Raw genomic sequence first — 26,340 nt, forward strand, 5'->3', positions numbered from 1 at the left:
TCGAGAGATCCGCAAGATCTGCAATGTATTGCAAGGGACGCTCCGGCGTCCCTTCTTTCTTTCTTCCGGCGCACGATGGGCCGGCCCGCCTTTCCCTTACGGTCTGATGTGCCCTGCACCTTCCTGGGCGAAACCGAGAGCGAAAGGTAGAGTCCGGCGGCGTGCACCTCAAGGCCCTCACTCTGCGCGGATTCAAATCCTTCGCGTCCGCGACCACGCTGAAGTTCGAGCCGGGCATCACCTGTGTGGTGGGCCCCAACGGATCCGGCAAGTCCAACGTCGTGGACGCGCTGAGCTGGGTCATGGGTGAGCAGGGCGCCAAGTCGCTGCGCGGCGGAAAGATGGAGGACGTCATCTTCGCCGGGACGACCGGCCGCCCTCCGCTCGGCCGCGCCGAAGTCTCCCTCACCATCGACAATTCCGACGGCGCGCTGCCCATCGAATACGCCGAAGTCACCATCACGCGGATCATGTTCCGCAACGGCGGCAGCGAATACCAGATCAACGGCGACACCTGCCGGCTGCTCGACATCCAGGAACTGCTCTCCGATTCCGGCATCGGCCGCGAGATGCACGTCATCGTCGGGCAGGGCCAGCTCGACTCCGTCCTGCACGCCGACCCCATGGGCCGGCGGGCCTTCATCGAGGAGGCCGCGGGCGTCCTCAAGCACCGCAAGCGCAAGGAGAAGGCGCTGCGGAAGCTGGACGCGATGAAGGCCAACCTCGCCCGCGTCCAGGACCTCACCGACGAACTGCGCCGCCAGCTCAAGCCGCTCGGCCGCCAGGCCGCCGTCGCGCGCCGCGCCGCCGTCATCCAGGCCGACCTGCGCGACGCCCGCCTTCGCCTGCTCGCCGACGACCTCGTACGGATGCGGGAGGCGCTCAGCGCCGAGATCGCCGACGAGGCCGAGCTCCTTCGCCGCAAGGAGAGCGCGGAGGCCGACCTCAAGGCGGCCCTGGCCCGCGAGGCCCGACTGGAGGACCAGGTGCGGCAGCTGTCGCCCAGGCTCCAGCGCGCCCAGCAGACCTGGTACGAGCTGTCCCAGCTGGCCGAGCGGGTGCGCGGCACGATCTCGCTGGCCGACGCCCGGGTCAAGAGCGCGAGCGCGCAGCCGCCGGAGGAGCGGCGCGGCCGCGACCCGCAGGACATGGAGCGCGAGGCCGCCCGGATCCGCGAACAGGAGGCCGAGCTGGAGGCCGCCCTCGAAGCGGCCGAGCACGCCCTGGAGGACACCTCCGCCCACCGCGCCGATCTCGAGCGGGAACTCGCCGTCGAGGAACGGCGTTTGAAGGATGTGGCCCGGGCCATCGCGGACCGGCGCGAGGGCCTCGCGCGGCTGCACGGGCAGGTCAACGCGGCGCGGAGCAGGGCGGGTTCCGCGCAGGCCGAGATCGACCGGCTCGCCGCCGCGCGTGACGAGGCGGGCGAGCGGGCCGCGCTCGCACAGGAGGAGTACGAGCAGCTCAAGGCCGAGGTGGACGGCCTCGAGGCCGACGACACCGAGCTCGCCGAGGCCCATGACGCGGCCAAGCGCGAGCTCGCCGCGGCCGAGGCCGCGCTCGGCGCCGCCCGCGAGGAGGCCACCGCCGCCGAGCGGAAACGTGCCGCCACCGCCGCCCGGCACGACGCGCTCGCGCTGGGGCTGCGCCGCAAGGACGGCACGGGAGCGCTGCTCGGCGCCCGCGACACGCTGACCGGACTGCTCGGCCCCGCCGCCGAACTGCTCACCGTGGCACCCGGGTACGAGGTGCCGGTCGCGGCCGCCCTGGGCGCCGCCGCCGACGCGATCGCGGTGAGCGGGCCGTCGGCGGCCGCCGAAGCCATCCGCATGCTGCGCAAACAGGACGCCGGCCGCGCCGCCCTGCTCCTGAACGGCGCTCCCGAGGACGAGGACGGGCGGCCGGTGCGCGGCGAAGGACCGCCTCGCGCCGCCGACCTGGTCCGCGGCCCCGCCGAACTGATGCCCGCCGTACGGCGCCTGCTGCGCGACGTCGTCGTGGTCGGCACCCTGGAGGACGCCGAGGACCTCGTCTACGCGCGGCCCGCGCTGACCGCCGTCACCGCCGAAGGCGACGTACTCGGAGCCCACTTCGCGCACGGCGGATCGGCCGGCGCGCCCAGCCTCCTGGAGGTCCAGGCCTCCGTCGACGAAGCCGCCGCCGAGCTCGCCGACCTGGCCGTACGGTGCGAGGACCTGGCCCGCGCGCAACAGGAGGCAACCGCGCGACGCAGTCAACTGGCGGCAGCCGTCGAGGAGTTGGGGGAGCGTCGGCGGGCCGCCGAGAAGGCGCGGTCCTCCGTCGCCCAGCAGCTCGGCCGGCTCGCCGGGCAGGCGCGCGGTGCGGCCGGCGAGGCCGAGCGGACCGCGGCGGCCGCCGCCCGCGCCCAGGAAGCTCTGGAGAAGGCCACCGAGGAGGCCGAGGAGCTGGCCGAACGGCTGCTCGTCGCCGAGGAGATGCCGGTCGAGGAGGAGCCCGACACGTCCGTACGGGACCGGCTCGCGGCGGACGGCGCCAACGCCCGGCAGACCGAGATGGAGGCCCGGCTCCAGGCCCGTACCCACGAGGAGCGCGTCAAGGCGCTCGCCGGGCGGGCCGACGGGCTCGACCGGGCGGCCCGGGCCGAACGCGAGGCACGGGCCCGCGCCGAGCAGCGCCGCGCCCGACTGCGCCACGAGGCGGCCGTCGCCGCGGCCGTGGCATCCGGCGCCCGCACCCTGCTCGCCCACGTCGAGGTGTCGCTCGTGCGGGCCGAGCGGGAGTGGGCCGGGGCCGAGGCGGCCAAGGCCGAGCGCGAACAGGAGCTGACCGGGGCCCGCGGCGCCGGCCGGGACCTCAAGGCGGAACTCGACAAACTCACGGATTCGGTTCACCGCGGCGAGGTACTCGGTGCCGAGAAGCGGCTGCGGATCGAGCAGCTGGAGACCAAGGCGCTGGAGGAGCTGGGGGTCGAGCCGGCCGGGCTGGTGGCGGAGTACGGGCCCGACCAGCTGGTGGCCCCCTCGCCGCCCGCCGAGGGAGAGGAGCTGCCCGATGCTGCATCAATCAGCGGCTCCGCCGCGGGCGAGCACCCCCGCAACCAGCCGGTCCCCTACGTACGCGCCGAGCAGGAGAAGCGGCTCAGGGCAGCCGAACGGGCGTACCAGCAGCTCGGCAAGGTCAACCCGCTCGCCCTGGAGGAATTCGCGGCGCTGGAGGAGCGCCACAAGTTCCTCTCCGAGCAGCTGGAGGACCTCAAGAAGACCCGGACCGACCTCCTTCAAGTGGTGAAGGAGGTGGACGAGCGGGTGGAGCAGGTCTTCACGGAGGCCTATCGCGACACGGCCAGGGAGTTCGAGGGGGTCTTCTCGCGGCTCTTCCCGGGCGGCGAGGGCCGGCTGATCCTGACCGATCCGGGCAACATGCTGACCACCGGGATCGACGTCGAGGCGCGCCCGCCGGGCAAGAAGGTCAAGCGGCTCTCGCTGCTCTCGGGCGGCGAGCGCTCCCTGACGGCCGTCGCGCTGCTCGTGTCCATCTTCAAGGCCAGGCCGAGCCCGTTCTACGTGATGGACGAGGTCGAGGCGGCCCTGGACGACACCAACCTCCAGCGGCTGATCCGGATCATGCAGGAGCTCCAGGAGTCCTCGCAGCTGATCGTGATCACGCACCAGAAGCGGACCATGGAGGTCGCCGACGCGCTGTACGGCGTCTCGATGCAGGGCGACGGCGTGTCCAAGGTGATCAGCCAGCGGCTGCGCTGAGGCGGCCGGCGGCTTCGGCCCGCGCCTGTGGCCCATCCCCGGGCTGACCTCCACTTCTTCAAGTCTTGAACATTCGGCGGCGAGTCGTGCCTGCAAATTCACAACCGAACAGGTATTGACTTCGAAACTTGAAGGCATAGTCTCTGCAACGTTGCTTTTACCTTCAAGTGGTGGGTGACAGGAAGTTGTGCGCCACTTGGAGGAGTCCCCCCACGCCCGGCGACGTTGCAGGGCGGCCCCAGGAGTACACGTGACCAGTACCGCGCAGGCGCAGGCGTCCGGAGGCGGCCAGACCGCGCCGGACCACCTCGGCCATGTCATCTTCATCACGGCGGCGGCCGCGATGGGCGGCTTCCTCTTCGGCTACGACAGTTCCGTGATCAACGGCGCCGTAGAGGCGATCCGTGACCGGTACTCCATCGGGTCCGGGACGCTGGCCCAGGTGATCGCCATCGCCCTGATCGGCTGCGCGATCGGCGCCGCCACCGCGGGCCGGATCGCCGACCGCATCGGCCGCATCCGCTGCATGCAGATCGCGGCGACCCTGTTCACCATCAGCGCCATCGGCTCCGCGCTGCCGTTCGCGCTGTGGGACCTCGCGTTCTGGCGGATCATCGGCGGCTTCGCCATCGGCATGGCCTCGGTCATCGGCCCGGCCTACATCGCCGAGGTCGCCCCGCCCGCCTACCGCGGCCGGCTCGGCTCCTTCCAGCAGGCCGCGATCGTCATCGGCATCGCGATCTCCCAGCTCGTCAACTGGGGCATCCTCAACGCCGCCGGCGGCGAGCAGCGCGGCAAGATCATCGGGCTCGAGGCCTGGCAGGTCATGCTCGGCGTGATGGTGATCCCGGCCATCCTGTACGGCCTGCTGTCCTTCGCCATCCCCGAGTCGCCGCGCTTCCTCATCTCGGTCGGCCGCGACGCCGACGCCAAGAAGGTGCTCGCCGACGTCGAGGGCGAGAACGTCGACCTCGACGCCCGCGTCGCCGAGATCGAGCACGCCATGAAGTCCGAGCACAAGTCGAGCTTCAAGGACCTGCTCGGCTCCAAGTGGGGCTTCCTGCCCATCGTCTGGGTCGGCATCGGCCTCTCGGTCTTCCAGCAGCTCGTCGGCATCAACGTCGCGTTCTACTACTCCTCGACGCTGTGGCAGTCCGTCGGCATCGACCCGTCGAGCTCGTTCTTCTACTCGTTCACCACGTCGATCATCAACATCATCGGCACCGTGATCGCGATGGTCCTCGTCGACCGGGTCGGCCGCAAGCCGCTCGCGCTGATCGGTTCCATCGGCATGGCGGTCGCGCTCGCCGTCGAGGCCTGGGCCTTCTCGGCCCACCTCGTCGACGGCAAGCTCCCGACCACCGAGGGCGTCGTGGCCCTGATCGCCGCCCACGTCTTCGTGCTGTTCTTCGCCCTGTCCTGGGGCGTCGTGGTGTGGGTCTTCCTCGGCGAGATGTTCCCGAACCGGATCCGCGCCGCGGCCCTGGGTGTCGCCGCGGCCGCCCAGTGGATCGCGAACTGGGCCATCACGGCGAGCTTCCCGAGCCTGTCGGACTGGAACCTGTCGGGCACCTACGTCATCTACTCGGTCTTCGCCGTGCTCTCGATCCCCTTCGTGCTCAAGTACGTCAAGGAGACCAAGGGCAAGGCGTTGGAGGAGATGGGCTAATCCCCGCTGCCCCTCTCCTCTCGCCAAACCGCCCCGGCTCGCCATCGAGCCGGGGCGGTTTGGCGCGTGGTCCATGCCGGGAGGCTTCGGGTTTCCTCGCCCCCCCGGCCCGCGGCCGGGGCGGCCACGTCCCGCGGAGCGCTCAGAGCGCCGGAAGCACCCGCTCGCAGAACAAGTGCAGGCTTCGCCACGCCTCGTCCACCGGCATTCCGCCGCACAGGGGGTGCAGGACCAGGCTGTCGGCTTCCAGGGCCGCGCACTGCTCCGGGGTCACGACGCGGTAGACGCCCTCCGCGCGCAGCTCCTCCACCGTGGTGGCTCCGGACTTCACCGCCGAGCGGATGTCCTTGGACTGCCAGGACGCGTACATCCGTGCCTCGTGCAGGAAGTGCTCGCCGTACTCGGCCCAGGTCCGGTCGGGGTCCTCGCTGACATGCAGCAGGGGAGTCTCGGCCGCGGGCATCATGCAGAAGCCCTCGGTGCCGTACTCGGCGAGCTTCTCGTTGTAGTGCGCCTCGAGTTCGGGCAGATGCGCGCTCGGGAAGAACGGCAGACCGAGGCGGGCCGCGCGGTTGGCGGCCGCGCGTGAGGAGCCGCCGACGAGCAGCATCGGGTGCGGCTCGGTGAACGGGCGCGGGGTGACGCGTACCCGACGCCCGCGGAAGGTGAACTCCTCACCCGTCCACGCCTTCAGGAGGGTTTCGAGCAGCTCGTCCTGGAGCTTGCCGCGCCGGCCCCACGCGACGCCCTGCTGCTCGTACTCGGCGGGCCGGTACCCGATCCCCGAGACGGTCACGAGCCGGCCGCCGCTCACCAGGTCGAGCACCGCGATGTCCTCGGCCAGCCGCAGCGGGTCGTACAGCGGGCCGATGATCGCGGAGACCGTCACCGCGATGCGGCGGGTGGCGCCGAAGACCGCGCCCGCGAAGGCGAAGGGGGAGGGCAGCCAGTTGTTGTCCGTGCCGTGGTGCTCCTCGGTCTGGACGGTGTCGATGCCCCGGTCGTCGGCGTACGCGGCCATCTCCAGGGCCGCCCGGTAGCGCGCGGACAGCGACTGGGCGGTGGCGTCCGGGTCCACCAGATTCATGCGTACGACCGTGAACGGCATGGAAAAGTCCCCCTCCACCGGGCGGGTTCCGCAGAACCCCGGGCAAAGGGGGACGGTAGCTGACGCTACGTCAGACAGCCAGGGTCTCGGGGGACTTGGCCGGATCAGAAGCCTCATTGGCCTCAGAAGGCTCTGCGGCCACCACGGGCGGCTTGGGCAGCACGACGTACAGGAGGCCGGAGATCACGATGGTGGCGACCCAGCCCAGGCCGTACTCGCCGACCGGGTTGTTCCCGGACAGCGGGCCGGTGAACCAGTCGGACTTGGTGAACATCAGGCCGCCGACCAGGCCGATCGCCCAGGCGATGACGGCGGCGGGGGAGAAGCCGCCCTTGTACCAGTAGGCGCTGGTGCGCGTGGTGTCGAGCAGCGCCTTCGCGTCGTACTCGGTGCGGCGCAGCATGTCCGCGCCGAACACGCCGACCCAGGCCGAGAACGCGACGGCGAGCAGCGAGAGGAAGGCGATGAACGAGCCCATGAAGCTGGTGGCGACCAGCATCAGGACACCGCCGAAGATCAGCGAGATCAGCGCGTTGACGGAGACCGCCCAGTGCCGCGGGATCTTGAAGCCGAGGGTCTGCGCGGTGAAGCCCGCCGAGTACATCGACATCGAGTTGATCAGCAGCATGCCGACAAGGGCGATCAGCAGGTACGGCACCGCGATCCACATCGGCAGGATCTCGCCGAGGAAGGACACCGGGTCGGCGGCCGAGGCCAGGTCCGGTGTGGAGACCGCCATGACGGCGCCCATCAGGACCATCGGAAGCACCACGATGCCGGCGCCGCCGATGGAGTTGCCCACGATCGCCTTGGCGGAGGCGTTGCGCGGCAGGTAGCGGGCGAAGTCGGGGGCGGACGGGATCCAGCTGACACCGCCGGCGGCGATCATGCCGGTGCCCGCGACCATCAGCGAGGTCTTGCCGGCCGGCTGGTGGAAGACGGCCGACCAGTCGGTGTTCATGACGAGGTAGACGAGCACCAGGATCGAGAACGCGCCGAACAGGAACGTCGCGTACTTGTTGCACTTCTGCACGACGTGGATGCCGAGGCCCGATATCGCGAACGTGATGACCACGAAGACGGCGAGCGTGACGATGATCAGGAACGTGTTGCTCTTGATCCCGAAGAGGATGTCGAGCACGGTGAGCACCGCATAGGCGCCGGTCACCGCGTTGATGGTCTCCCAGCCCCAGCGCGCCACCCAGATCAGTGAACCGGGCAGCAGATTGCCCCGCTGGCCGAACACCGCACGCGACAGCGCCATGCCGGGCGCGCCGCCGCGCTTGCCCGCGATCCCGATGAGCCCGACCAGGCCGTACGAGAGGACGGGCGCGGCCACGGCGACCACGATCGCCTGCCAGAAGTTGAGCTTGTACGCGACGACGAGGCTGGCGCCCATCGTGAGCAGCAGCACGCTGATGTTCGCGGCGACCCAGGTGGGGAAGAGCTCGCGGGTTCTCGCGGTGCGCCCCGCGTCCGGCACGGGCTCAAGGCCGCGTGTTTCCAGGGCGCTCTGCGGTTCGTCGGTGGTGCCAGTGTTCATGGGGGTGGAGTTCCATGCCTCTCGCTCGGCTCGACGCTGAGCCGGTGGGGTAGTCGAAGGGGACTCTACGCGCGTTGATGCGCCCACCTCTATCGTACTTTAATCTGACACCCGTCCCATAATTCCCTTCCGTTCTCGGAGGAAGCCACAAACTGGGTGCTCGTGGGGCCCGTACCCGATACTGGGAGAGTTATGGAATTCGTCATCCTTGCTGTAGTCATCGCCCTGGTCGCGGTCGGCGCCATCAGCGGGCTCGTGGTCAGCAGCCGCAAGAAGAAGCAGCTGCCGCCCACCGCCCCGCCGAGCACGCCGACCATCACAGCCCCGCCCGCCGAACCTCAGGTCGGTGAGGACGCCGCGGAGACGGCGCAGGAACCGCGCCGCACCATCGAGGAGGTCGGCCTTCCGGAGGCACCCGCCGCGCCGGTCGTCGTCGGGGAGCCGGTGGCCCCCCAGGCCCCGGCCATCGAGGTCCCCGAGCCCACCGCCGGCCGGCTCGTCCGGCTGCGGGCCCGCCTCGCCCGCTCGCAGAACTCGCTGGGCAAGGGGCTGCTCACCCTGCTCTCGCGCGAGCACCTCGACGAGGACACCTGGGAGGAGATCGAGGACACCCTGCTGACCGCCGACGTCGGCGTCGCGCCGACCCAGGAGCTGGTCGACCGGCTCCGCGAGCGCGTCAAGGTGCTGGGCACCCGCACCCCCGAGGACCTGCGCACCCTGCTGCGCGAGGAGCTCCTCACCCTGCTCGGTACCGACTTCGACCGCGAGGTCAAGACCGAGGGCGGCGAGACCGTCCCCGGCGTCGTGATGGTCGTCGGCGTCAACGGCACCGGCAAGACCACCACCACCGGCAAGCTCGCCCGCGTCCTGGTCGCCGACGGCAAGTCCGTCGTCCTCGGCGCGGCCGACACCTTCCGTGCCGCCGCCGCCGACCAGCTGCAGACCTGGGGCGAGCGCGTCGGCGCCCGCACCGTGCGCGGCCCCGAGGGCGGCGACCCCGCCTCGATCGCGTTCGACGCCGTCAAGGAAGGCATCGCCGAGGGCGCCGACGTCGTCCTGATCGACACGGCCGGCCGCCTGCACACCAAGACCGGGCTCATGGACGAGCTCGGCAAGGTCAAGCGCGTCGTCGAGAAGCACGGCCCGCTGGACGAGATCCTGCTCGTTCTCGACGCCACGACCGGCCAGAACGGCCTGGTACAGGCCCGGGTGTTCGCCGAGGTCGTCGACATCACCGGCATCGTCCTGACCAAGCTCGACGGCACCGCCAAGGGCGGCATCGTCATCGCCGTCCAGCGCGAACTGGGCGTGCCCGTCAAGCTCGTCGGCCTCGGCGAGGGCGCGGACGACCTGGCCCCGTTCGAGCCGGAGGCGTTCGTGGACGCCCTCATCGGAGAGTAGCCGCACCGGTCGCGCACACCGGTTTGCGCACGAACGCCCCGCCGCATCGACAAGGATGCCGCGGGGCGTTCCCTCGTACGGGTGGTTTACGCCGCCGAGCGATGGCAGATGTACGCGAGCGTGCCCAGGAGCAGGCGGGCCTGTGGCGGGCGCGTAGCCGTGTCCAGGGACGGCGGGCGCAGCCAGCGCACCTCGCCCGACGGCGGCGCCGGTACGTAGCTGCCGCGCGGCGGGCAGCGCAGGTCCAGGACGGCGTCGTCCCAGCCCATCCGGTAGAGCAGCCCCGGGAGTTCGGCCGAGGCGCCCGGGGCCACGTAGAAGTGGGTGCGGCCGGTCGGCGTCGTCGAGACCGGGCCCAGCGGGAGGCCCATCCGCTCGAGGCGCACCAGGGCCCGCCGCCCGGCCGGTGCCGCCACGTCCAGGACGTCGAAGGTCCGCCCGACCGGGAGCAGCACCGCCGCACCCGGGCACTGCGACCAGGCCTTGGTCACCTCGTCGAGCGTGGCGCCCGCCGGGATCTCGGGCGCGAAGTCGAGCGGGTGAGCGCCCGGCGCCGTACAGGACGAACTGCCGCAGGAGCACTCGCCGTTCAGGGCGCGGGCGCCCGGCGCGACGTCCCACCCCCACAGTCCGGTGTACTCGGCCACCGCCGTGACCTCGCTCGTTCGGGTGATGCGCGCGGAGCGGCCGCGGCGCCAAGAGCCGGGCCGGGTCTCCCTGATCCCCCGGCTGCCGCCGATCGTGAAGCCCATGCCCCCTCCAACGGGTCTGCCGCGTCGGTGGTTACGACGCCAGTGACATAGTCGTGACGATCCGGAGTTTTCCCGTCACAATCCGTCTCCGCCAGGTAGGACACGGTCGTGAAGGGGGTGGTGCGAAACGCGCCGTGCGCCCCGGCTCGCTTCGCTCCACCCGACGCTGATCGTCATGTGTCAAGTGAATCGCGCCTGGCGGCAGGGGAGTTCATTCGAAGGGGTGGCGAATGGTGGCGTTTCTGGAATCGCCATGGCCGGACGCGTGATCGTAGGATTACCGTCGGTACACGGACCTTGGGGGTATACGCACCCGCGGGTATGCCGGAGGCAAGCCGGTTTCCGGTCCGGGCGGCTGCATCCGCAGGACAGGAGGCCCAACTAGCGGCATTCTGATAGAGGTTCGCGCAATCGATGCACAACCGAGGCTTCAGCGGATTGGGGGCGTTCCAGTGGGCGGCAGTGGGGCTAGCGAGACGAGCGCCGGCAAGCGCCCCAACGAGCAGCTGAGTTCGTGGTTCGTCCGCAGCGGCTGGTCCAAGGGCGAACTGGCGCGCCAGGTGAACCGCCGGGCGCGCCAGATGGGCGCGCACCACATCAGCACCGACACCTCCCGGGTGCGGCGCTGGCTCGACGGCGAGATGCCTCGCGAGCCCATTCCCCGGATCCTCTCGGAGCTGTTCTCCGAGCGCTTCGGCAGCGTCGTCGCCATCGAGGACCTCGGCCTGCGCCAGGCCCACCAGTCGCCGTCCGTGTCCGGCGTCGACCTGCCCTGGGCCGGGCCCCAAACGGTGTCCCTGCTCAGCGAGTTCTCCCGCAGCGACCTCATGCTCGCCCGGCGCGGCTTCCTCGGCACCTCGCTGATGCTGGCCGCGGGCCCCGCCCTGATCGAGCCCATGCAGCGCTGGCTGGTGCCCTCGCTCTCCGGCGAGTCCGGGCCCAAGGAGACCGCCGCCAGCGCCCGGCGCCCCTCCCGGCTCTCGAAGCCCGAGCTGGAGCTGCTGGAGTCCACCACCGCGATGTTCCGCCAGTGGGACGCCCAGTGCGGCGGCGGGCTGCGCCGCAAGGCCGTGGTCGGCCAGCTCCACGAGGTCACCGACCTGCTCCAGGAGCCCCAGCCCGCGGCCACCTCCAAACGCCTCTTCCAGTGCGCGGCCGAACTCGCGGAGCTGGCCGGCTGGATGAGCTACGACGTCGGGCTCCAGCCCACCGCCCAGAAGTACTTCGTGCTCGCCCTGCACGCCTCCAAGGAGGCGGGCGACAAGCCGCTCGGCTCGTACATCCTGTCCTCGATGAGCCGCCAGATGATCCACCTCGGCCGGCCCGACGACGCCCTGGAACTCATCCACCTCGCCCAGTACGGCAGCCGCGACTGCGCCACCGCCCGCACCCAGGCCATGCTGTATGCGATGGAGGCCCGCGCCTACGCCAACATGGGCCAGCCCAGCAAGACCAAGAGGGCCGTCCGGATGGCCGAGGAAACCTTCGGTGACGCCGGGCTCGACGGCGAGCCGGAGCCCGACTGGATCCGCTTCTTCTCCGAGGCGGAGCTCAACGGGGAGAACGCCCACTCCTACCGCGACCTCGCCTATGTGGCCGGCCGCAGCCCCACCTACGCCTCGCTCGCCGAGCCCGTGATGGAGCAGGCCGTTGCCCTGTTCGGAAAGGACGAGGAGCACCAGCGCAGCTACGCCCTGAATCTGATCGGCATGGCCACCGTGCACCTGCTCAAGCGGGAGCCCGAGCAGTCGACCGTGCTTGCCGAGCAGGCTCTGCGGGTCGCCAAGCGGGTCCGCTCCGAGCGGGTCAACACCCGGCTGCGCAAGACCGTCGACACCGCCGCGCGCGACTTCTCGGACGTCGCCGAGGTGGTCCGGATGACGGACCTGCTGAGCAGGGAACTGCCCGAGACGGCCGAAGCCGTCTGAGTCCGCTCCACCCAGGGGCCCTCGGGCCCGGCCGTGCGACGGCATACAAGACCCCGGCCGCGACACTCACCCCGTTCAGCCCGACTCGGCACCCCCACGCCAGGTCAAGCGGGTGACGTCGCGGCCGGTCCGCTGTGCCCGGACGTACGCGGATGGTAGTCGCCGATCCCCTTCTGATCCGGCAGTTCACTGGCGTGTAACACGCCCGCCCGCTTCGTCACTGCGGCGAAACATCGAGCGGCACCGCCGGAAACCGCGCTGGGACAACCTCATGGCGCATAACCGGCCTCCAGCCAGTTCCCGCCCGAGTAACGCCCCCGCACGGGCCGTACCCGACGACGAGGAGACGCCGATGCCTCCAGGCATCACGCTCGCAGCTGACGCTCCGCAGCTGTCCAGCGCCAACACCGGATTCATGCTGATCTGCTCAGCGCTGGTGATGATCATGACGCCCGGACTCGCCTTCTTCTACGGAGGCATGGTCCGCGTCAAGAGCACCCTGAACATGCTGATGATGAGCTTCATCAGCCTCGGCATCGTCACGATCCTGTGGGTGCTCTACGGATTCAGCCTGGCCTTCGGCGAGAGCAACGGCTTCATCGGCTGGTCCAAGGACTACTTCGGGCTCAGCGGCATCGGCCTGGTCCAGCTCTGGCCCGGATACTCCATCCCGATCTACGTCTTCGCCGTCTTCCAGCTGATGTTCGCGGTCATCACGCCCGCGCTCATAAGCGGCGCGCTCGCCGACCGTGTCAAGTTCACCGCCTGGTCGCTGTTCACCGCCCTGTGGGTCACCGTCGTCTACTTCCCGGTCGCGCACTGGGTGTGGGCCTCGGACGGCTGGCTCTTCAAGAAGGGCGTCATCGACTTCGCCGGCGGCACGGCGGTGCACATCAACGCGGGTGCGGCCGCCCTCGGCGTGATCCTCGTCATCGGCAAGCGCGTCGGCTTCAAGAAGGACCCGATGCGGCCGCACAGCCTGCCGCTCGTCATGCTCGGCGCGGCCCTGCTGTGGTTCGGCTGGTTCGGCTTCAACGCGGGCTCCTGGCTCGGCAACGACGACGGCGTGGGTGCCGTGATGTTCGTGAACACCCAGGTCGCCACGGCCGCCGCCATGCTCGCCTGGCTGCTGTACGAGAAGCTCCGGCACGGCTCCTTCACCACGCTCGGCGCCGCCTCCGGCGCGGTCGCCGGCCTCGTCGCCATCACCCCGTCCGGTGGCTGCGTCAGCCCCCTCGGCGCCATCGCGATCGGCGCCATCGCGGGCATCCTGTGCGCCATGGCCGTCGGCCTCAAGTACCGCTTCGGATTCGACGACTCGCTCGACGTCGTCGGCGTCCACATGGTCGGCGGCATCACCGGCTCGCTGCTCGTCGGCCTCTTCGCCACCGGCGGCGTACAGTCCACCGCCAAGGGCCTCTTCTACGGAGGCGGCCTGGACCAACTCGGCAAGCAGGCCATCGGCGTCGGCGCGGTCCTCGGCTACTCGCTGGTGGTCTCGGCGGTCCTCGCCCTCCTGCTCGACAAGACGATCGGGATGCGGGTCCCCGAGGACGACGAGATCTCCGGCATCGACCAGGTCGAGCACGCCGAGACGGCGTACGACTTCAGCGGCGCGGGCGGCGGAACCGCCCCCCGCAAGACCGTGTCGGTCCCGGGCGAAGCGGCAGCGAACAAGAAGGTGGACGCATGAAGCTCATCACCGCGGTCGTCAAGCCGCACAGGCTCGACGAGATCAAGCAGGCCCTCCAGGCCTTCGGCGTCCACGGCCTGACCGTCACCGAGGCCAGCGGATACGGGCGCCAGCGCGGCCACACCGAGGTCTACCGCGGCGCCGAGTACACCGTCGACCTCGTACCCAAGATCCGCATAGAGGTCCTGGTCGAGGACGACGACGCCGAGGAACTGATCGACGTCGTGGTCAAGGCGGCCCGCACCGGAAAGATCGGCGACGGCAAGGTGTGGAGCGTGCCGGTCGAGACCGCGGTCCGGGTCCGCACCGGCGAACGCGGACCTGACGCACTGTAGGCAAGGAGCTGCTGGGTGACGAGCGTTGACGTGAGTACCGAATCCTGTGACGACGACTCGGAGCCCGGCGGTTACGCGGCGGCCCGGCTGCGCCTTCTCACCGAGAAGGGGCGGTCCGGGCCGCCGCGCCGTGCGGCGCTGGCCGAGCTGACCGACGACTGGCTGGCCGCACTGTTCGCGGGCGCCGCCGAGGAGGCCGGGGTGGCGGGCGCGTCCCTGGTCGCCGTCGGCGGCTACGGGCGCGGTGAACTCTCCCCGCGCAGCGACCTGGACCTGCTGCTCCTGCACGACGGGCGGGCCGACGCCGGGGCCCTCGCCCTGCTCGCCGACCGGATCTGGTACCCGGTGTGGGACCTCGGCCTGGCCCTCGACCACTCCGTACGCACCCCCGCCCAGGCCCGCAAGACAGCGGGCGAGGACCTCAAGGTGCAGCTCGGCCTCCTGGATGCCCGCCATGTCGCGGGCGACCTCGCCATGACGTCCGCGCTGCGCACCGCGGTCCTCGCCGACTGGCGCAACCTCGCCCCCAAACGGCTGCCCGAACTCGACGAGCTGTGCCGCGAACGGGCCCAGCGCCAGGGCGAGTTGCAGTATCTCCTCGAAGGCGACCTCAAGGAGGCCAGGGGCGGTCTGCGGGACGCGACCGCCCTGCGCGCGGTCGCCGCGTCCTGGCTGGCGGACGCCCCGAGGGAAGGCCTCGCCGAGGCCAGGCGCCGCCTCCTGGACGTCCGGGACGCGCTGCATCTGTGCACGGGCCGCGCCACCGACCGCCTCGCCCTTCAGGAGCAGGACGCCGTCGCGGCCGAACTGGAGCTCCTGGACGCCGATGTGATGCTCCGTCAGGTATCGGAGTCGGCCCGCGTCATCTCCTACGCCGGCGACGTCACCTGGCGCGAGGTCGGCCGGGTGCTGCGGGCCCGCTCCGCCCGGCCGCGGCTGAGCCGCCTGTTCGGTGGCGGCCGCACCGGCGCCCCCGAGCGCACCCCGCTCGCCGAGGGCGTCGTGGAACAGGACGGCGAGGTCGTGCTCGCGCTGACCGCCCGCCCCGAGAAGGACCCGGTCCTCGCGCTGCGCGCCGCCGCCGCGGCCGCCCAGGCGGGCCTGCCCATCTCGCTGCACGCGGTACGCCGCCTGGCGGCCACCGCCAAGCCGCTGCCCACGCCCTGGCCCGCCGAGGCCCGCGAACAGCTCGTCACGCTGCTCGGCGCGGGGGAGTCCACCGTCCCCGTCTGGGAGGCGCTCGAAGCGGAAGGCCTCGTCACCGGGCTGCTGCCCGACTGGGAGCGCGTACGCTGCCGGCCCCAGCGCAACGCCGTGCACACCTGGACCGTCGACCGCCACCTCGTCGAGACCGCCGTGCGCGCCTCGCACCTGACCCGCCGGGTGCACCGCCCCGACCTGCTCCTGGTCGCCGCCCTCCTGCACGACATCGGCAAGGGCTGGCCCGGCGACCACTCGGTGGTGGGCGAGACCATCGCCCGCGACGTCGCCGCGCGGATCGGCTTCGGCGCCGCCGACGTGGCCGTGATCGCCACCCTCGTACGCCATCATCTCCTCCTCATCGAGACCGCGACCCGGCGCGACCTGGACGACCCGGTGACCCTCCGCTCGGTCGCCGAAGCGGTCGGCTCGACCGGAACCCTGGAGCTGCTGCACGCCCTCACCGAGGCGGACGCGCTGGCCACCGGGCCCGCCGCCTGGTCCTCCTGGCGCGGCTCGCTCGTCGCGGACCTGGTCAAGCGGGCCTCGGCGGTCCTCGCCGGAGAGACCGTCGACCCCGAGCCCGCGGCGGTCACCGCCGAGCAGGAACGCCTCGCCGTCGAGGCCCGCCGCACCGGAGGGCCCGTCCTCGCCCTGCGGGCCCGGGCGGACGGATCGGACGAGCGGGAACCCCTCGGTGTGGAGCTCCTCGTCGCCGTCCCCGACCAGCCGGGCGTGCTGCCCGTGACGGCCGGCGTCCTCGCCCTGCACCGCCTCACCGTGCGCGCCGCGGAACTGCGCGCCCTCGAACTCCCCGACCCGGTCGGCGGCTCCGTACTCCTGCTGAACTGGCGGGTCGCCGCCGAGTACGGCTCGCTGCCGCAGGCGGCCCGGCTGCGGGCCGACCTGGTGCGGGCCCTTGAGGGCTCCCTCGACATCGAGAGCCGCCTGGCCGAACGCGAGGCCGCCTATCCGCGCCGCCGGGGCGCGCAGGCGCCACCGCCCCGGGTGACGGTGGCCCCCTCGGCCTCCCGGCACGCCACCGTCATCGAGGTGCGCGCCCAGGACGTACCCGGCCTGCTGCACCGCATCGGCCACGCCCTGGAGACGGCGGGCGTACGGGTGCGCTCCGCGCATGTCTCGACGCTGGGGTCGAACGCCGTGGACGCCTTCTATGTGACGGACGCGGAGGGTGCGGCGCTGGCGCCGGAGGTGGCGGCCGAGGTGACGGGGCAGCTGGAGTCGGCGCTGGGAGCCGCACCCGGCCCCGGGTAGGGGCCGCCCTATAAGGGAGGGCTGCCGCAGGCACCCCCGCGCCCCCCATCCGCCGGGATACCCTGGGGGACGTTCACCCGACCGCCCCACGAGCCGAGGACCCGCGACCACCGTGTTCGATACCCTTTCCGACCGCCTGAGTGCGACGTTCAAGAACCTCCGGGGCAAAGGACGCTTGAGCGAGGCGGACATCGACGCCACGGCGCGCGAGATCCGCATCGCGCTCCTGGAAGCCGACGTCGCGCTGCCCGTAGTCCGCGCCTTCATCAAGCAGGTCAAGGAGCGCGCGTCCGGCATCGAGGTCTCCCAGGCCCTCAACCCCGCCCAGCAGGTCGTCAAGATCGTCAACGAGGAGCTCATCGGCATCCTCGGCGGCGAGACCCGGCGCCTGCGGTTCGCCAAGAACCCGCCGACCGTGATCATGCTCGCGGGCCTCCAGGGTGCCGGTAAGACCACCCTCGCCGGAAAGCTCGGCAAGTGGCTCAAGGGGCAGGGTCACTCCCCGCTCCTGGTGGCGTGTGACCTCCAGCGTCCCAACGCCGTCAACCAGCTGAGCGTCGTCGCCGAGCGCGCCGGTGTCGCGGTCTACGCGCCGGAGCCGGGCAACGGCGTCGGTGACCCGGTCAAGGTCGCCCAGGACTCGATCGAGTTCGCCCGGTCCAAGCAGTACGACGTGGTCGTCGTCGACACCGCCGGACGCCTCGGCATCGACCAGGAGCTGATGCAGCAGGCCGCGGACATCCGCGACGCCGTCAGCCCCGACGAGGTCCTCTTCGTCGTCGACGCGATGATCGGCCAGGACGCGGTCAACACCGCCGAGGCCTTCCGCGACGGCGTCGGCTTCGACGGCGTGGTGCTCTCCAAGCTCGACGGCGACGCCCGCGGCGGCGCGGCGCTCTCGATCGCCCACGTCACGGGCAAGCAGATCATGTTCGCCTCCAACGGCGAGAAGCTGGAGGACTTCGACGCCTTCCATCCGGACCGGATGGCGTCCCGCATCCTCGACATGGGTGACCTGCTCACCCTGATCGAGCAGGCGGAGAAGACGTTCAGCCAGGAAGAGGCCGAGAAGATGGCCTCCAAGCTGGCGTCGAGCAAGGGCAAGGACTTCACGCTCGACGACTTCCTGGCCCAGATGGAGCAGGTCCGCAAGATGGGCTCCATCTCCAAGCTGCTCGGCATGCTGCCCGGCATGGGGCAGATCAAGGACCAGATCAACAACATCGACGAGCGGGACGTGGACCGCACCGCGGCCATCATCAAGTCGATGACCCCCGGCGAGCGCCACGAGCCGACCATCATCAACGGCTCGCGCCGTGCCCGTATCGCCAAGGGCTCCGGTGTCGAGGTCAGCGCGGTCAAGAACCTGGTCGAGCGGTTCTTCGAGGCCCGCAAGATGATGTCCCGCATGGCCCAGGGCGGCGGAATGCCGGGCATGCCCGGGATGCCGGGTATGGGTGGCGGTCCCGGCCGGCAGAAGAAGCAGATCAAGCAGGCCAAGGGCAAGCGCAAGAGCGGCAACCCGATGAAGCGCAAGGCGGAGGAGGCCGCGGCCGCCGAGCGCAAGGCGCAGGGCGGGGCGCTCGGCCTGCCGGCCGCCGAGGAGCAGAAGAACTTCGAGCTGCCCGACGAGTTCAAGAAGTTCATGGGCTGACCGCCCGCAGTCGTACGCGTGGGGCGCTTTCCGGCCGGTCCGGGGGGCGCCCCACGCGTTTGCCGGGCCGCGATCCGCCGGGCGGCCCGCCCGGAATGCCTTATTTATACGGGTCTCCAATAATGGCGCGTACCGGCCATGAGGAGAGCACGTGCCCAGTTCCGTACCCCCGCGCGACCGCCCCGATCAGCCGTGGCGCTCGGAAGGGGCGCCACCGCCGCCCGCGCCGAAGAAGAAGATGCCCGGCGGCTGGGGCCGGCTGATCCTCACCGCGCTGATCGTGTACCTGATCACCAACCTGATCCTGTCGTTCTTCAACGACGGCGACGAGCCGACCGTCTCGTACACCGAATTCAGCAAGCAGGTCGCGGCCGGCAATGTCTCGAAGATCTACGCCAAGGGCGACGCCATCCAGGGCCAGCTCAAGAACAAGGCGCCGGTCCCCTCCGGCGAGGGCAGCGGCGACTACACGAAATTCACCACCCAGCGGCCGACCTTCGCCGACGACGATCTATGGGCCCAGCTGACCAAGCAGAACGTCACGGTCACCGCCGAGCCGGTCGTGGAGCACCGCAGCTTCCTCGCCAATCTGCTGATCTCGCTCGCCCCGATGCTCCTGCTCGTCGTCCTGTGGGTGTTCATCGCCCGCCGCATGAGCGCGGGCATGGGCGGCGGCGCGGGCGGCATGCTCGGCCGCAAGACGCCGCCCAAACCGGTCGAGATGGGGCCCGACGGCAAGCGCACCACCTTCGAGGACGTGGCCGGCATCGACGAGGTCGAGGGCGAGCTCAACGACGTCGTCGACTTCCTCAAGAACCCGGACGCCTATCGCGCGATGGGCGCGAAGATGCCCGGCGGCGTGCTGCTCGCGGGCCCGCCCGGAACCGGCAAGACGCTGCTCGCCCGGGCGGTCGCGGGGGAGGCCGGGGTGCCGTTCTTCTCGGCGTCGGCCTCCGAGTTCATCGAGATGATCGTGGGCGTGGGCGCCTCGCGCGTACGCGAACTCTTCGCCGAGGCCCGCAAGGTGGCCCCCGCGATCGTCTTCATCGACGAGATCGACACCATCGGCCGGGCCCGCGGCGGCGGCTCCGGCATGGGTGGCCACGACGAGCGCGAACAGACCCTGAACCAGATCCTCACCGAGATGGACGGCTTCTCCGGCTCCGAGGGCGTCATCGTGCTCGCCGCCACCAACCGGTCCGACGTCCTGGACCCGGCGCTCACCCGGCCCGGCCGCTTCGACCGCATCGTCCACGTCAGCCCGCCCGACCGGGGCGGCCGCGAGGCCATCCTGAAGATCCACACTCGTGAGATCCCGATGGACCAGAGCGTCGACCTGGAGCAGGTCGCGCGCACCACCCCGGGCATGACCGGCGCCGAACTCGCCAACCTCGCCAACGAGGCGGCCCTGCTCGCCGTCAAACGCCAGCAGCGCGAGGTCACCCAGTCCGACCTGTCCGACGCCCTGGAAAAGGTCCAACTCGGCGCGGAGCGGCCCCTGGTGATGCCGTACGAGGAGCGCCGCCGCACCGCGTACCACGAGAGCGGGCACGCGCTGCTCGGCATGCTCCAGCCCGGCGCCGACCCGGTCCGCAAGGTCACCATCGTGCCGCGCGGCCGGGCCCTCGGCGTCACCCTGTCCACCCCGGACTCCGACAAGTACGCGTACACCGAGGAGTATCTGCGCGGCCGGGTCATCGGGGCGCTCGGCGGCATGGCGGCCGAACAGCTCGTCTTCGACGTGGTCACCACCGGCGCCGAGAACGACCTGGAGCAGGTGACCAACATCGTGCGCGGCATGGTCGGCCGCTGGGGCATGAGCGAGAAGATCGGCCCGCTGTCCGCGCTGCCGAGCGACGCCCAGCAGGCCTACGGGCTCTCGGCGGCGCCCGGCACCCTGGACGCCATCGCCGTCGAGATGCGCCGCATCGTGGACGAGTGCTACGAGAAGGCGGTCCGGCTCCTTCGCGAGAACCGCGACAAGCTGGACGCCCTCGCGGAGGCCCTGCTCGCCAACGAGACCCTGGAGGAGGCGGCCGCCTACCAGGCGGCCGGGATCCCCCGCCTGTCCAAGGCGGGGTCCTAGCCCCTCTCGACATCCTTACAAGAAGCGGTTGTTACGGACGTTCACGGAATGCGGGCGATCAGATAACGGAAGACATTGGGCATCCACACCGTGCCGTCGCGCCGGACGTGCCCGTGCAGCGCCTCGATGAGCTCCTTCTCCACCTGGGCCTGGTCGGTGGCCCGGGCCGCCGCGTCGAAGGCGCCCGTCGACATCAGGCCCCGTACCGCGCTGTCCAGATCCGCGTAGCCGAACGGGCACGCCACCCGGCCCGAGCCGTCCGGCTTGAGCCCGGCGCGCGCGGCCACGTCCTCCAGGTCGTCGCGCGCGCTCGGCCGCCAGCGCGGGGCGTCGTTCAGGCGAGCGGTCAGCCGGGTCGCCACCCGCAGCACCGCCGAGGTGGCACACCGCTCCGGCGGCCCCCAGCCGGCCAGGACCACGGCGCTGCCGTGCTCCGCGAGCGCGACGGCCGCCTCCAGCGTGGACACCAGGCCTTCCGTATCACCGGCCGCACAGCCGATGGGCTCGAAAGCGGTGATCAAGTTGTACGGAGGACGGCCCTGCTCCTTGATGTCGGCGGGGGAGCCCGTCACCAGGCGGCTCGCGCCCATCCCCGGCGCGCCGTCCCGCCCGGTCTCGGGCACCAGGCGCTCGCGCGCCAGCGCCAGGCGCGCGGCCCGCTCGGGGCGGTCGACGCCGGTGACCGCCGCCCCGCGCGAGGCCGCGATCAGCAGCGCGAGCCCCGAGCCGCAGCCGAGCCCGAGCAGCCGCGTGGCAGGACCCACGTCGAGCCGCTCGTACGTCGCCTCGACGAGGGGGACGAGCATCCGTTCCTGGATCTCCGCCCAGTCCCGCGCGCGCCCGGTCGTGCCCGCCGAGGGGGCGGAGGCCGTGCGGGACTGATGCCGGACGAGCGTTGGTGTCATGGAAAGCGCCCCAATCCGCCGAGAGGTCAGCTGTGTCCTGATTGACAGCCCCCCGTGAATGTCCGTACGCACTTCCCCCGTATGCCAGGGAACTCCGCATCCCGCCCCGCGTCCAGAGGGCGGAGCCAGGAAGCGAGGATCAGGTGCGGCCGGAAGGCGATTCACGCTCACCGACCCGTGCGCCGTACCATTCGCGCCATGGCAAAGGCACCCGTTCTCACGCCCCAGGCGGAAGACTTTCCCCGCTGGTACCAGGATCTGATCAACAAGGCCGAGCTCGCGGACAACGGGCCCGTGCGCGGCACCATGGTGATCCGACCGTACGGCTACGGCCTGTGGGAACGGATGCAGCAGGAGATGGACGCACGCATCAAGGACGCGGGCGCCCAGAACGCGTACTTCCCGCTCTTCATCCCCCAGTCTTACCTGACTCGCGAGGCTGAGCACGTCGAGGGCTTCGCGCCCGAGCTCGCGGTGGTCACGCACGGTGGCGGCAAGGAGCTCGAAGAGCCCGTCGTGGTGCGCCCCACCTCCGAGACGATCATCAACGACTACTTCTCGAAGTGGGTCCAGAGCTACCGCGACCTGCCGCTGCTCATCAACCAGTGGGCGAACGTGGTCCGTTGGGAGATGCGCCCGCGCGTCTTCCTCCGTACGAGCGAATTCCTGTGGCAGGAGGGGCACACCGCCCATGCCAGCTACGAGGACGCCCGCGACTACGCCGCACGCATCCACCGCGAGGTCTACGCCGACTTCATGATCAACGTTCTCGGCATCGACGTGGTCCTCGGCCGCAAGACCGCCAAGGAGCGCTTCGCCGGAGCCATCAACACCCTCACCCTCGAAGGGATGATGGGCGACGGCAAGGCGCTGCAGATGGGTACCAGCCACGAGCTCGGCACCAACTTCGCCAAGGCCTTCAACACCCAGTACCTGTCAAGGGACGGCAAGCAGGAACTCGTCTGGCAGACCTCCTGGGGCGTCTCCACCCGCATGGTCGGCGGACTGATCATGTCGCACGGCGACGACAACGGCCTGCGGGTGCCGCCGCGGCTCGCCGCCGTCCAGGTCGTCGTCATGGCGATCAAGGGCGACGGGGCCGTCACCAAGGTCCGCGAACTGGGCGACCGCCTGAAGGCCGCGGGGCTGCGCGTCCAGGTCGACGACCGCGTGGACACCCCGTTCGGCCGCCGCGCCGTGGACTGGGAGCTCAAGGGCGTCCCCGTACGCATCGAGATCGGCCCGCGCGACCTGGAGGCGGGCACCGCGATGCTGGCCCGCCGCATCCCCGGCGGCAAGGAGCCCGTCTCGATCGACGCGCTCGCCGAGCTGCTGCCCGCCGTCCTCGAAGAGGACCAGGCGCTGCTCCTGAAGCAGTCCCGCGAGCGCCGAGAGTCCCGTACGAGCGAGGTCGCCACCCTCGACGAGGCGGCCGAGGCCGCGATCGCCGGCGGCTGGGCGCGCATCCCGTGGGCGGACCTCGGCCCCGAGGGCGAGGCCAAGCTCGCCGAACAGGCCGTGTCCGTACGGTGTCTGGTCGCCGAGGACGGGTCGGTGCCCGAGGCCGACGACGCGCCCGGTACGGTCGCGATCGTGGCTCGCGCCTACTGAGGGGACCCGGGCCCGGCGCACGTGGCGCACAAGCCACCGTGAGTCGGCCGAAACGGCTCTTGCGTACCACCCGGCAATGGCCGCCCCGGCGTGCGGACTTCATCTACGCGCTGGGGCGTACGCGCCGCTACGTCATACCTTGGTGTGAGCTGTGAGCCTTCTCCGCAGATCAGCGCACCCGCCCTCGTCCGCACGCATCAATGCCAACTGACGGGTACGAGCAAATTATTTGGGATGCCCCGGAATAGGAACACAGCGGCCCTGCGGCTCGTTGTCACGACGTGAGCACGACACCACCTGTTCTCGCCGCAGAGCTGGCACAGGCGTGGGCCGACATTCAGCGGTACCACCCCGAGCTGCCGGACCTAGCCGCGCCCGAGTCCCTGATCGGAGAGTCGTCGTCCGCCTGCGGCGCCGAGCTCTCCTTCGAGCGACTGCTCCATGAGGCAGTCCACGGCATTGCCGCCGCCCGCGGTGTCCGCGACACCTCCCGCGCCGGCCGCTACCACAACCGGAGATTTCTGGCGATCGCCGAGGAGCTCGGCCTCGACCACACGGAGGAACCGCACCCCAGCAGCGGCTTCTCCCTGGTCACGCTGAACGCCGAGGCAAGGCGCCGTTACCGGCCCACCATCGAACGGCTGCAGCGCGCGCTCAAGGCGCACACGGTCGCCACCGCCGCCGACACCAAGCGCTCCTTCCGCGGGCCTGCCGCCCGGCACGGCTCCTCCGGGGGCGGCGTGCGGGTCAAGGCCGTCTGCGACTGCGGGCGCAACGTGCGCGTGGTCCCCTCCGTGCTCGCCCAGGCGCCGATCGTCTGCGGCGGCTGCGGCAAGCCGTTCCGCATCCCGGAAGGGGCCGAAGTGGTCGCCGCGGTCGGCTGACCCCGGGCCCCGCCGCCGGCAGGGGCGGCAGGTCCGGGGGAGCGGGCCACCGGGGGTGCCCCACGGACCCCCGGCGTGCGCACTCCAGGCGTGTGGCACAATGGCTAGCTGTACTCGACAGCCGCACAGGAACCCTCTCGCCTCCGGCTGACGCGTCCATCGGGCACCCGAGTACCGCAACCCCACGTGGCATCTCATGTGCCCAACCACGTCAAGACCAGGAGACACCACTCCAGTGGCAGTCAAGATCAAGCTCAAGCGCCTCGGCAAGATTCGCCAGCCGCACTACCGCATCGTCGTCGCCGACGCCCGCACTCGCCGTGACGGTCGCGCGATCGAGGAAATCGGTCTGTACCACCCGACGTACAACCCGTCGCGCATCGAGGTCAACGCCGAGCGTGCGCAGTACTGGCTGTCCGTCGGCGCCCAGCCGACCGAGGCCGTCCTCGCCATCCTGAAGCTCACCGGTGACTGGCAGGCGCACAAGGGCCTCCCGGCCCCCGCGCCGCTGCTCCAGCCGGAGACGAAGGAAGACAAGCGCGCTTCCTTCGAGGCCTTCGCCAAGACCCTCGAGGGCGACGACGCCAAGGGTGAGGCCATCACCCAGAAGGCGAAGAAGACCGAGAAGAAGGCGGACGAGGCCGAGGCCGCCGCCGAGTCGACCGAGGCCTGAGCATGCTCGAGGAGGCTCTCGAGCACCTCGTGAAGGGCATCGTCGACAACCCCGACGACGTGCAGGTCGCCTCGCGCAACCTGCGCCGGGGGCGCGTGCTGGAGGTCCGGGTCCACCCCGACGACCTCGGCAAGGTGATCGGCCGCAACGGCCGTACCGCCCGCGCCCTGCGCACCGTCGTGGGCGCAATCGGCGGACGTGGCATCCGGGTCGACCTCGTCGACGTGGACCAGGTTCGCTGACCAGTAGGGTCGCTTTACCTAGATACGCCGGCTCGGGCCGGGGAGGGCTTCTGGCCCTCCCCGGCCCGCAGTCGTATTCCGGGCCATAGTGGTACGAAGGCCGCGGCCGCACCGGGGCCGCGATGGTCTGCAGTTGTCGGAAGTTGTCCGAAGGAGAAGCAAGCGTGCAGTTGGTAGTCGCGCGGATCGGCCGCGCCCACGGCATCAAGGGCGAGGTCACCGTCGAGGTGCGCACCGACGAGCCGGAGCTGAGGCTCGGCCCCGGCGCCGTACTCACCACCGAGCCGGCGTCGGCGGGCCCGCTGACCATCGAGACCGGCCGGGTGCACAGCGGCCGGCTGCTGCTGCGCTTCGAGGGCGTACGCGACCGCACCGCCGCCGAGGCCCTGCGCAACACCCTCCTCATCGCCGACGTCGACCCGGCCGCACTGCCGGAAGAGCCCGACGAGTACTACGACCACCAGCTCATGGACCTGGACGTGGTGCTCGCCGACGGCACCGAGGTCGGCCGCATCACCGAGATCACCCATCTGCCCTCGCAGGACCTCTTCATCGTGGAGCGGCCCGACGGCACCGAGGTCATGATCCCGTTCGTCGAGCAGATCGTCACCGAGATCGACCTAGAAGCCCAGCGCGCGGTCATCGACCCCCCGCCCGGCCTCATCGACGACCGCGCCGAGATCGCCTCGGCCAGGGACGACGAGTCCGGCGATGACACCGAGAACGCCGGGGACGCGAACTGATGCGGCTCGACGTCGTCACGATCTTCCCCGAGTACCTCGAACCCCTGAACGTCTCCCTGGTCGGCAAGGCCCGGGCCCGAGGCCGGCTCGACGTCCACGTCCACGACCTGCGGGACTGGACGTACGACCGGCACAACACGGTCGACGACACCCCCTACGGCGGCGGACCCGGCATGGTCATGAAGACCGAGCCCTGGGGCGACTGCCTCGACGACGCGCTGGCGAGCGGGTACGAGTCCGGGGCGCACAGCCCGGTCCTGGTCGTGCCCACGCCCAGCGGCCGCCCCTTCACCCAGGAACTCGCCGTCGAGCTCTCCGAGCGCCCTTGGCTGATCTTCACGCCGGCCCGCTACGAGGGCATCGACCGCCGCGTCATGGACGAGTACGCGACCCGGCTCCCGGTGTACGAGGTGTCCATCGGCGACTACGTGCTCGCCGGCGGCGAGGCCGCGGTCCTGGTGATCACCGAGGCGGTGGCCCGGCTGCTGCCCGGCGTCCTCGGCAACGCCGAATCGCACCGCGACGACTCCTTCGCACCCGGCGCCATGGCCAACCTCCTCGAAGGCCCCGTGTACACCAAGCCCCCCGAGTGGCGCGGTCACGGGATCCCGGACGTCCTGCTCAGCGGCCACCACGGCAAGATCGCCCGCTGGCGCCGCGACGAGGCGTTCAAGCGCACCGCCCAGAACCGGCCCGACCTGATCGAGCGCTGCGAGGCCTCCGCCTTCGACAAGAAGGACCGCGAAACCCTCTCCATCCTCGGCTGGACCCCCGAGCCGGGCGGCCGATTTTGGCGCAGGCCCGAGGCCGTGGAAGAATAGGCCGCTGCTGTACGCCCAGCCGGCGCCCCTGCCACAGGGGGAACGACGCCCGCCTTCCGCGAACAGCACCCCAT

19 protein-coding genes are annotated in these 26,340 nt (G+C 71.0%); 15 read left to right on the forward strand and 4 right to left on the reverse strand.

Annotated features, from left to right (window positions below; all coding sequences use genetic code 11):
* Window positions 1-161: 161 nt before the first annotated feature.
* On the forward strand, window positions 162-3,743 hold the full coding sequence (gene smc / locus IE206_RS31500; protein WP_189968142.1) for a chromosome segregation protein SMC: 3,582 nt from the start codon (window positions 162-164) through the stop codon (window positions 3,741-3,743).
* Window positions 3,744-3,993: 250 nt separating this feature from the next.
* Window positions 3,994-5,412, forward strand: a complete 1,419-nt coding sequence (locus IE206_RS31505; RefSeq protein ID WP_189968144.1) for a sugar porter family MFS transporter — start codon at window positions 3,994-3,996, stop codon at window positions 5,410-5,412.
* A 142-nt stretch (window positions 5,413-5,554) separates the two neighbouring features.
* Here the strand turns inward: IE206_RS31505 and IE206_RS31510 are convergent, their stop codons facing one another.
* The gene (locus IE206_RS31510; protein ID WP_189968146.1) at window positions 5,555-6,520 is read right to left on the reverse strand and encodes an LLM class flavin-dependent oxidoreductase; all 966 of its coding nucleotides are present in this window, start codon (window positions 6,518-6,520) and stop codon (window positions 5,555-5,557) included.
* 70 nt (window positions 6,521-6,590) lie between these two features.
* Entirely contained in the window at window positions 6,591-8,063 is a 1,473-nt protein-coding gene (locus tag IE206_RS31515; protein ID WP_189968148.1) for a cytosine permease, read from the reverse strand.
* 192 nt (window positions 8,064-8,255) lie between these two features.
* Here IE206_RS31515 and ftsY point away from each other — a divergent pair, with 192 nt between their 5' ends.
* Complete coding sequence (gene ftsY / locus IE206_RS31520) at window positions 8,256-9,464, forward strand: signal recognition particle-docking protein FtsY (protein WP_189968150.1); 1,209 nt, start codon at window positions 8,256-8,258, stop codon at window positions 9,462-9,464.
* Window positions 9,465-9,550: 86 nt separating this feature from the next.
* Here the strand turns inward: ftsY and IE206_RS31525 are convergent, their stop codons facing one another.
* The gene (locus tag IE206_RS31525; protein ID WP_189968152.1) at window positions 9,551-10,216 is read right to left on the reverse strand and encodes a bifunctional DNA primase/polymerase; all 666 of its coding nucleotides are present in this window, start codon (window positions 10,214-10,216) and stop codon (window positions 9,551-9,553) included.
* Between the two features lie 452 nt (window positions 10,217-10,668).
* Between IE206_RS31525 and nsdA the strand changes: the two genes are divergently transcribed.
* From nsdA to ftsH, 6 genes are all read left to right on the forward strand, one after another.
* On the forward strand, window positions 10,669-12,144 hold the full coding sequence (gene nsdA, locus IE206_RS31530; protein WP_189968154.1) for a transcriptional repressor NsdA: 1,476 nt from the start codon (window positions 10,669-10,671) through the stop codon (window positions 12,142-12,144).
* A gap of 352 nt (window positions 12,145-12,496) precedes the next feature.
* Complete coding sequence (locus IE206_RS31535) at window positions 12,497-13,837, forward strand: ammonium transporter (RefSeq protein ID WP_189968156.1); 1,341 nt, start codon at window positions 12,497-12,499, stop codon at window positions 13,835-13,837.
* Window positions 13,834-14,172, forward strand: a complete 339-nt coding sequence (locus IE206_RS31540; RefSeq protein ID WP_053727924.1) for a P-II family nitrogen regulator — start codon at window positions 13,834-13,836, stop codon at window positions 14,170-14,172. Before IE206_RS31535 ends, IE206_RS31540 begins: the two co-directional genes overlap by 4 nt.
* 15 nt (window positions 14,173-14,187) lie before the next feature.
* A complete protein-coding gene (locus IE206_RS31545; protein ID WP_189968158.1) occupies window positions 14,188-16,647 on the forward strand; it encodes a [protein-PII] uridylyltransferase in 2,460 nt (819 codons plus the stop codon).
* A 112-nt stretch (window positions 16,648-16,759) separates the two neighbouring features.
* Window positions 16,760-18,301, forward strand: a complete 1,542-nt coding sequence (ffh, locus tag IE206_RS31550; RefSeq protein WP_189968160.1) for a signal recognition particle protein — start codon at window positions 16,760-16,762, stop codon at window positions 18,299-18,301.
* A gap of 238 nt (window positions 18,302-18,539) precedes the next feature.
* Window positions 18,540-20,387 (forward strand): ATP-dependent zinc metalloprotease FtsH, encoded by a 1,848-nt coding sequence (gene ftsH / locus IE206_RS31555; protein ID WP_373301016.1) that lies wholly within the window; start codon window positions 18,540-18,542, stop codon window positions 20,385-20,387.
* A 41-nt stretch (window positions 20,388-20,428) separates the two neighbouring features.
* Here the strand turns inward: ftsH and IE206_RS31560 are convergent, their stop codons facing one another.
* The gene (locus IE206_RS31560) at window positions 20,429-21,292 is read right to left on the reverse strand and encodes an SAM-dependent methyltransferase (protein ID WP_189968164.1); all 864 of its coding nucleotides are present in this window, start codon (window positions 21,290-21,292) and stop codon (window positions 20,429-20,431) included.
* 198 nt (window positions 21,293-21,490) lie between these two features.
* Here IE206_RS31560 and proS point away from each other — a divergent pair, with 198 nt between their 5' ends.
* From proS to trmD, 6 genes are all read left to right on the forward strand, one after another.
* A complete protein-coding gene (proS, locus tag IE206_RS31565; RefSeq protein WP_189968166.1) occupies window positions 21,491-22,903 on the forward strand; it encodes a proline--tRNA ligase in 1,413 nt (470 codons plus the stop codon).
* Window positions 22,904-23,184: 281 nt separating this feature from the next.
* The gene (locus IE206_RS31570) at window positions 23,185-23,787 is read left to right on the forward strand and encodes a hypothetical protein (RefSeq protein ID WP_189968168.1); all 603 of its coding nucleotides are present in this window, start codon (window positions 23,185-23,187) and stop codon (window positions 23,785-23,787) included.
* Between the two features lie 235 nt (window positions 23,788-24,022).
* Window positions 24,023-24,460, forward strand: coding sequence for a 30S ribosomal protein S16 (gene rpsP, locus IE206_RS31575; RefSeq protein WP_053727931.1), 438 nt, complete (start codon window positions 24,023-24,025; stop codon window positions 24,458-24,460).
* A gap of 2 nt (window positions 24,461-24,462) precedes the next feature.
* Complete coding sequence (locus IE206_RS31580; RefSeq protein ID WP_005311361.1) at window positions 24,463-24,702, forward strand: RNA-binding protein; 240 nt, start codon at window positions 24,463-24,465, stop codon at window positions 24,700-24,702.
* A gap of 164 nt (window positions 24,703-24,866) precedes the next feature.
* On the forward strand, window positions 24,867-25,445 hold the full coding sequence (rimM, locus tag IE206_RS31585; RefSeq protein WP_189968170.1) for a ribosome maturation factor RimM: 579 nt from the start codon (window positions 24,867-24,869) through the stop codon (window positions 25,443-25,445).
* Window positions 25,445-26,266 (forward strand): tRNA (guanosine(37)-N1)-methyltransferase TrmD, encoded by an 822-nt coding sequence (trmD, locus tag IE206_RS31590; RefSeq protein WP_189968172.1) that lies wholly within the window; start codon window positions 25,445-25,447, stop codon window positions 26,264-26,266. Before rimM ends, trmD begins: the two co-directional genes overlap by 1 nt.
* Window positions 26,267-26,340: the final 74 nt, after the last annotated feature.

It is taken from the genome of Streptomyces violascens (genome assembly GCF_014649955.1).
GTDB lineage: Bacteria > Actinomycetota > Actinomycetes > Streptomycetales > Streptomycetaceae > Streptomyces > Streptomyces violascens.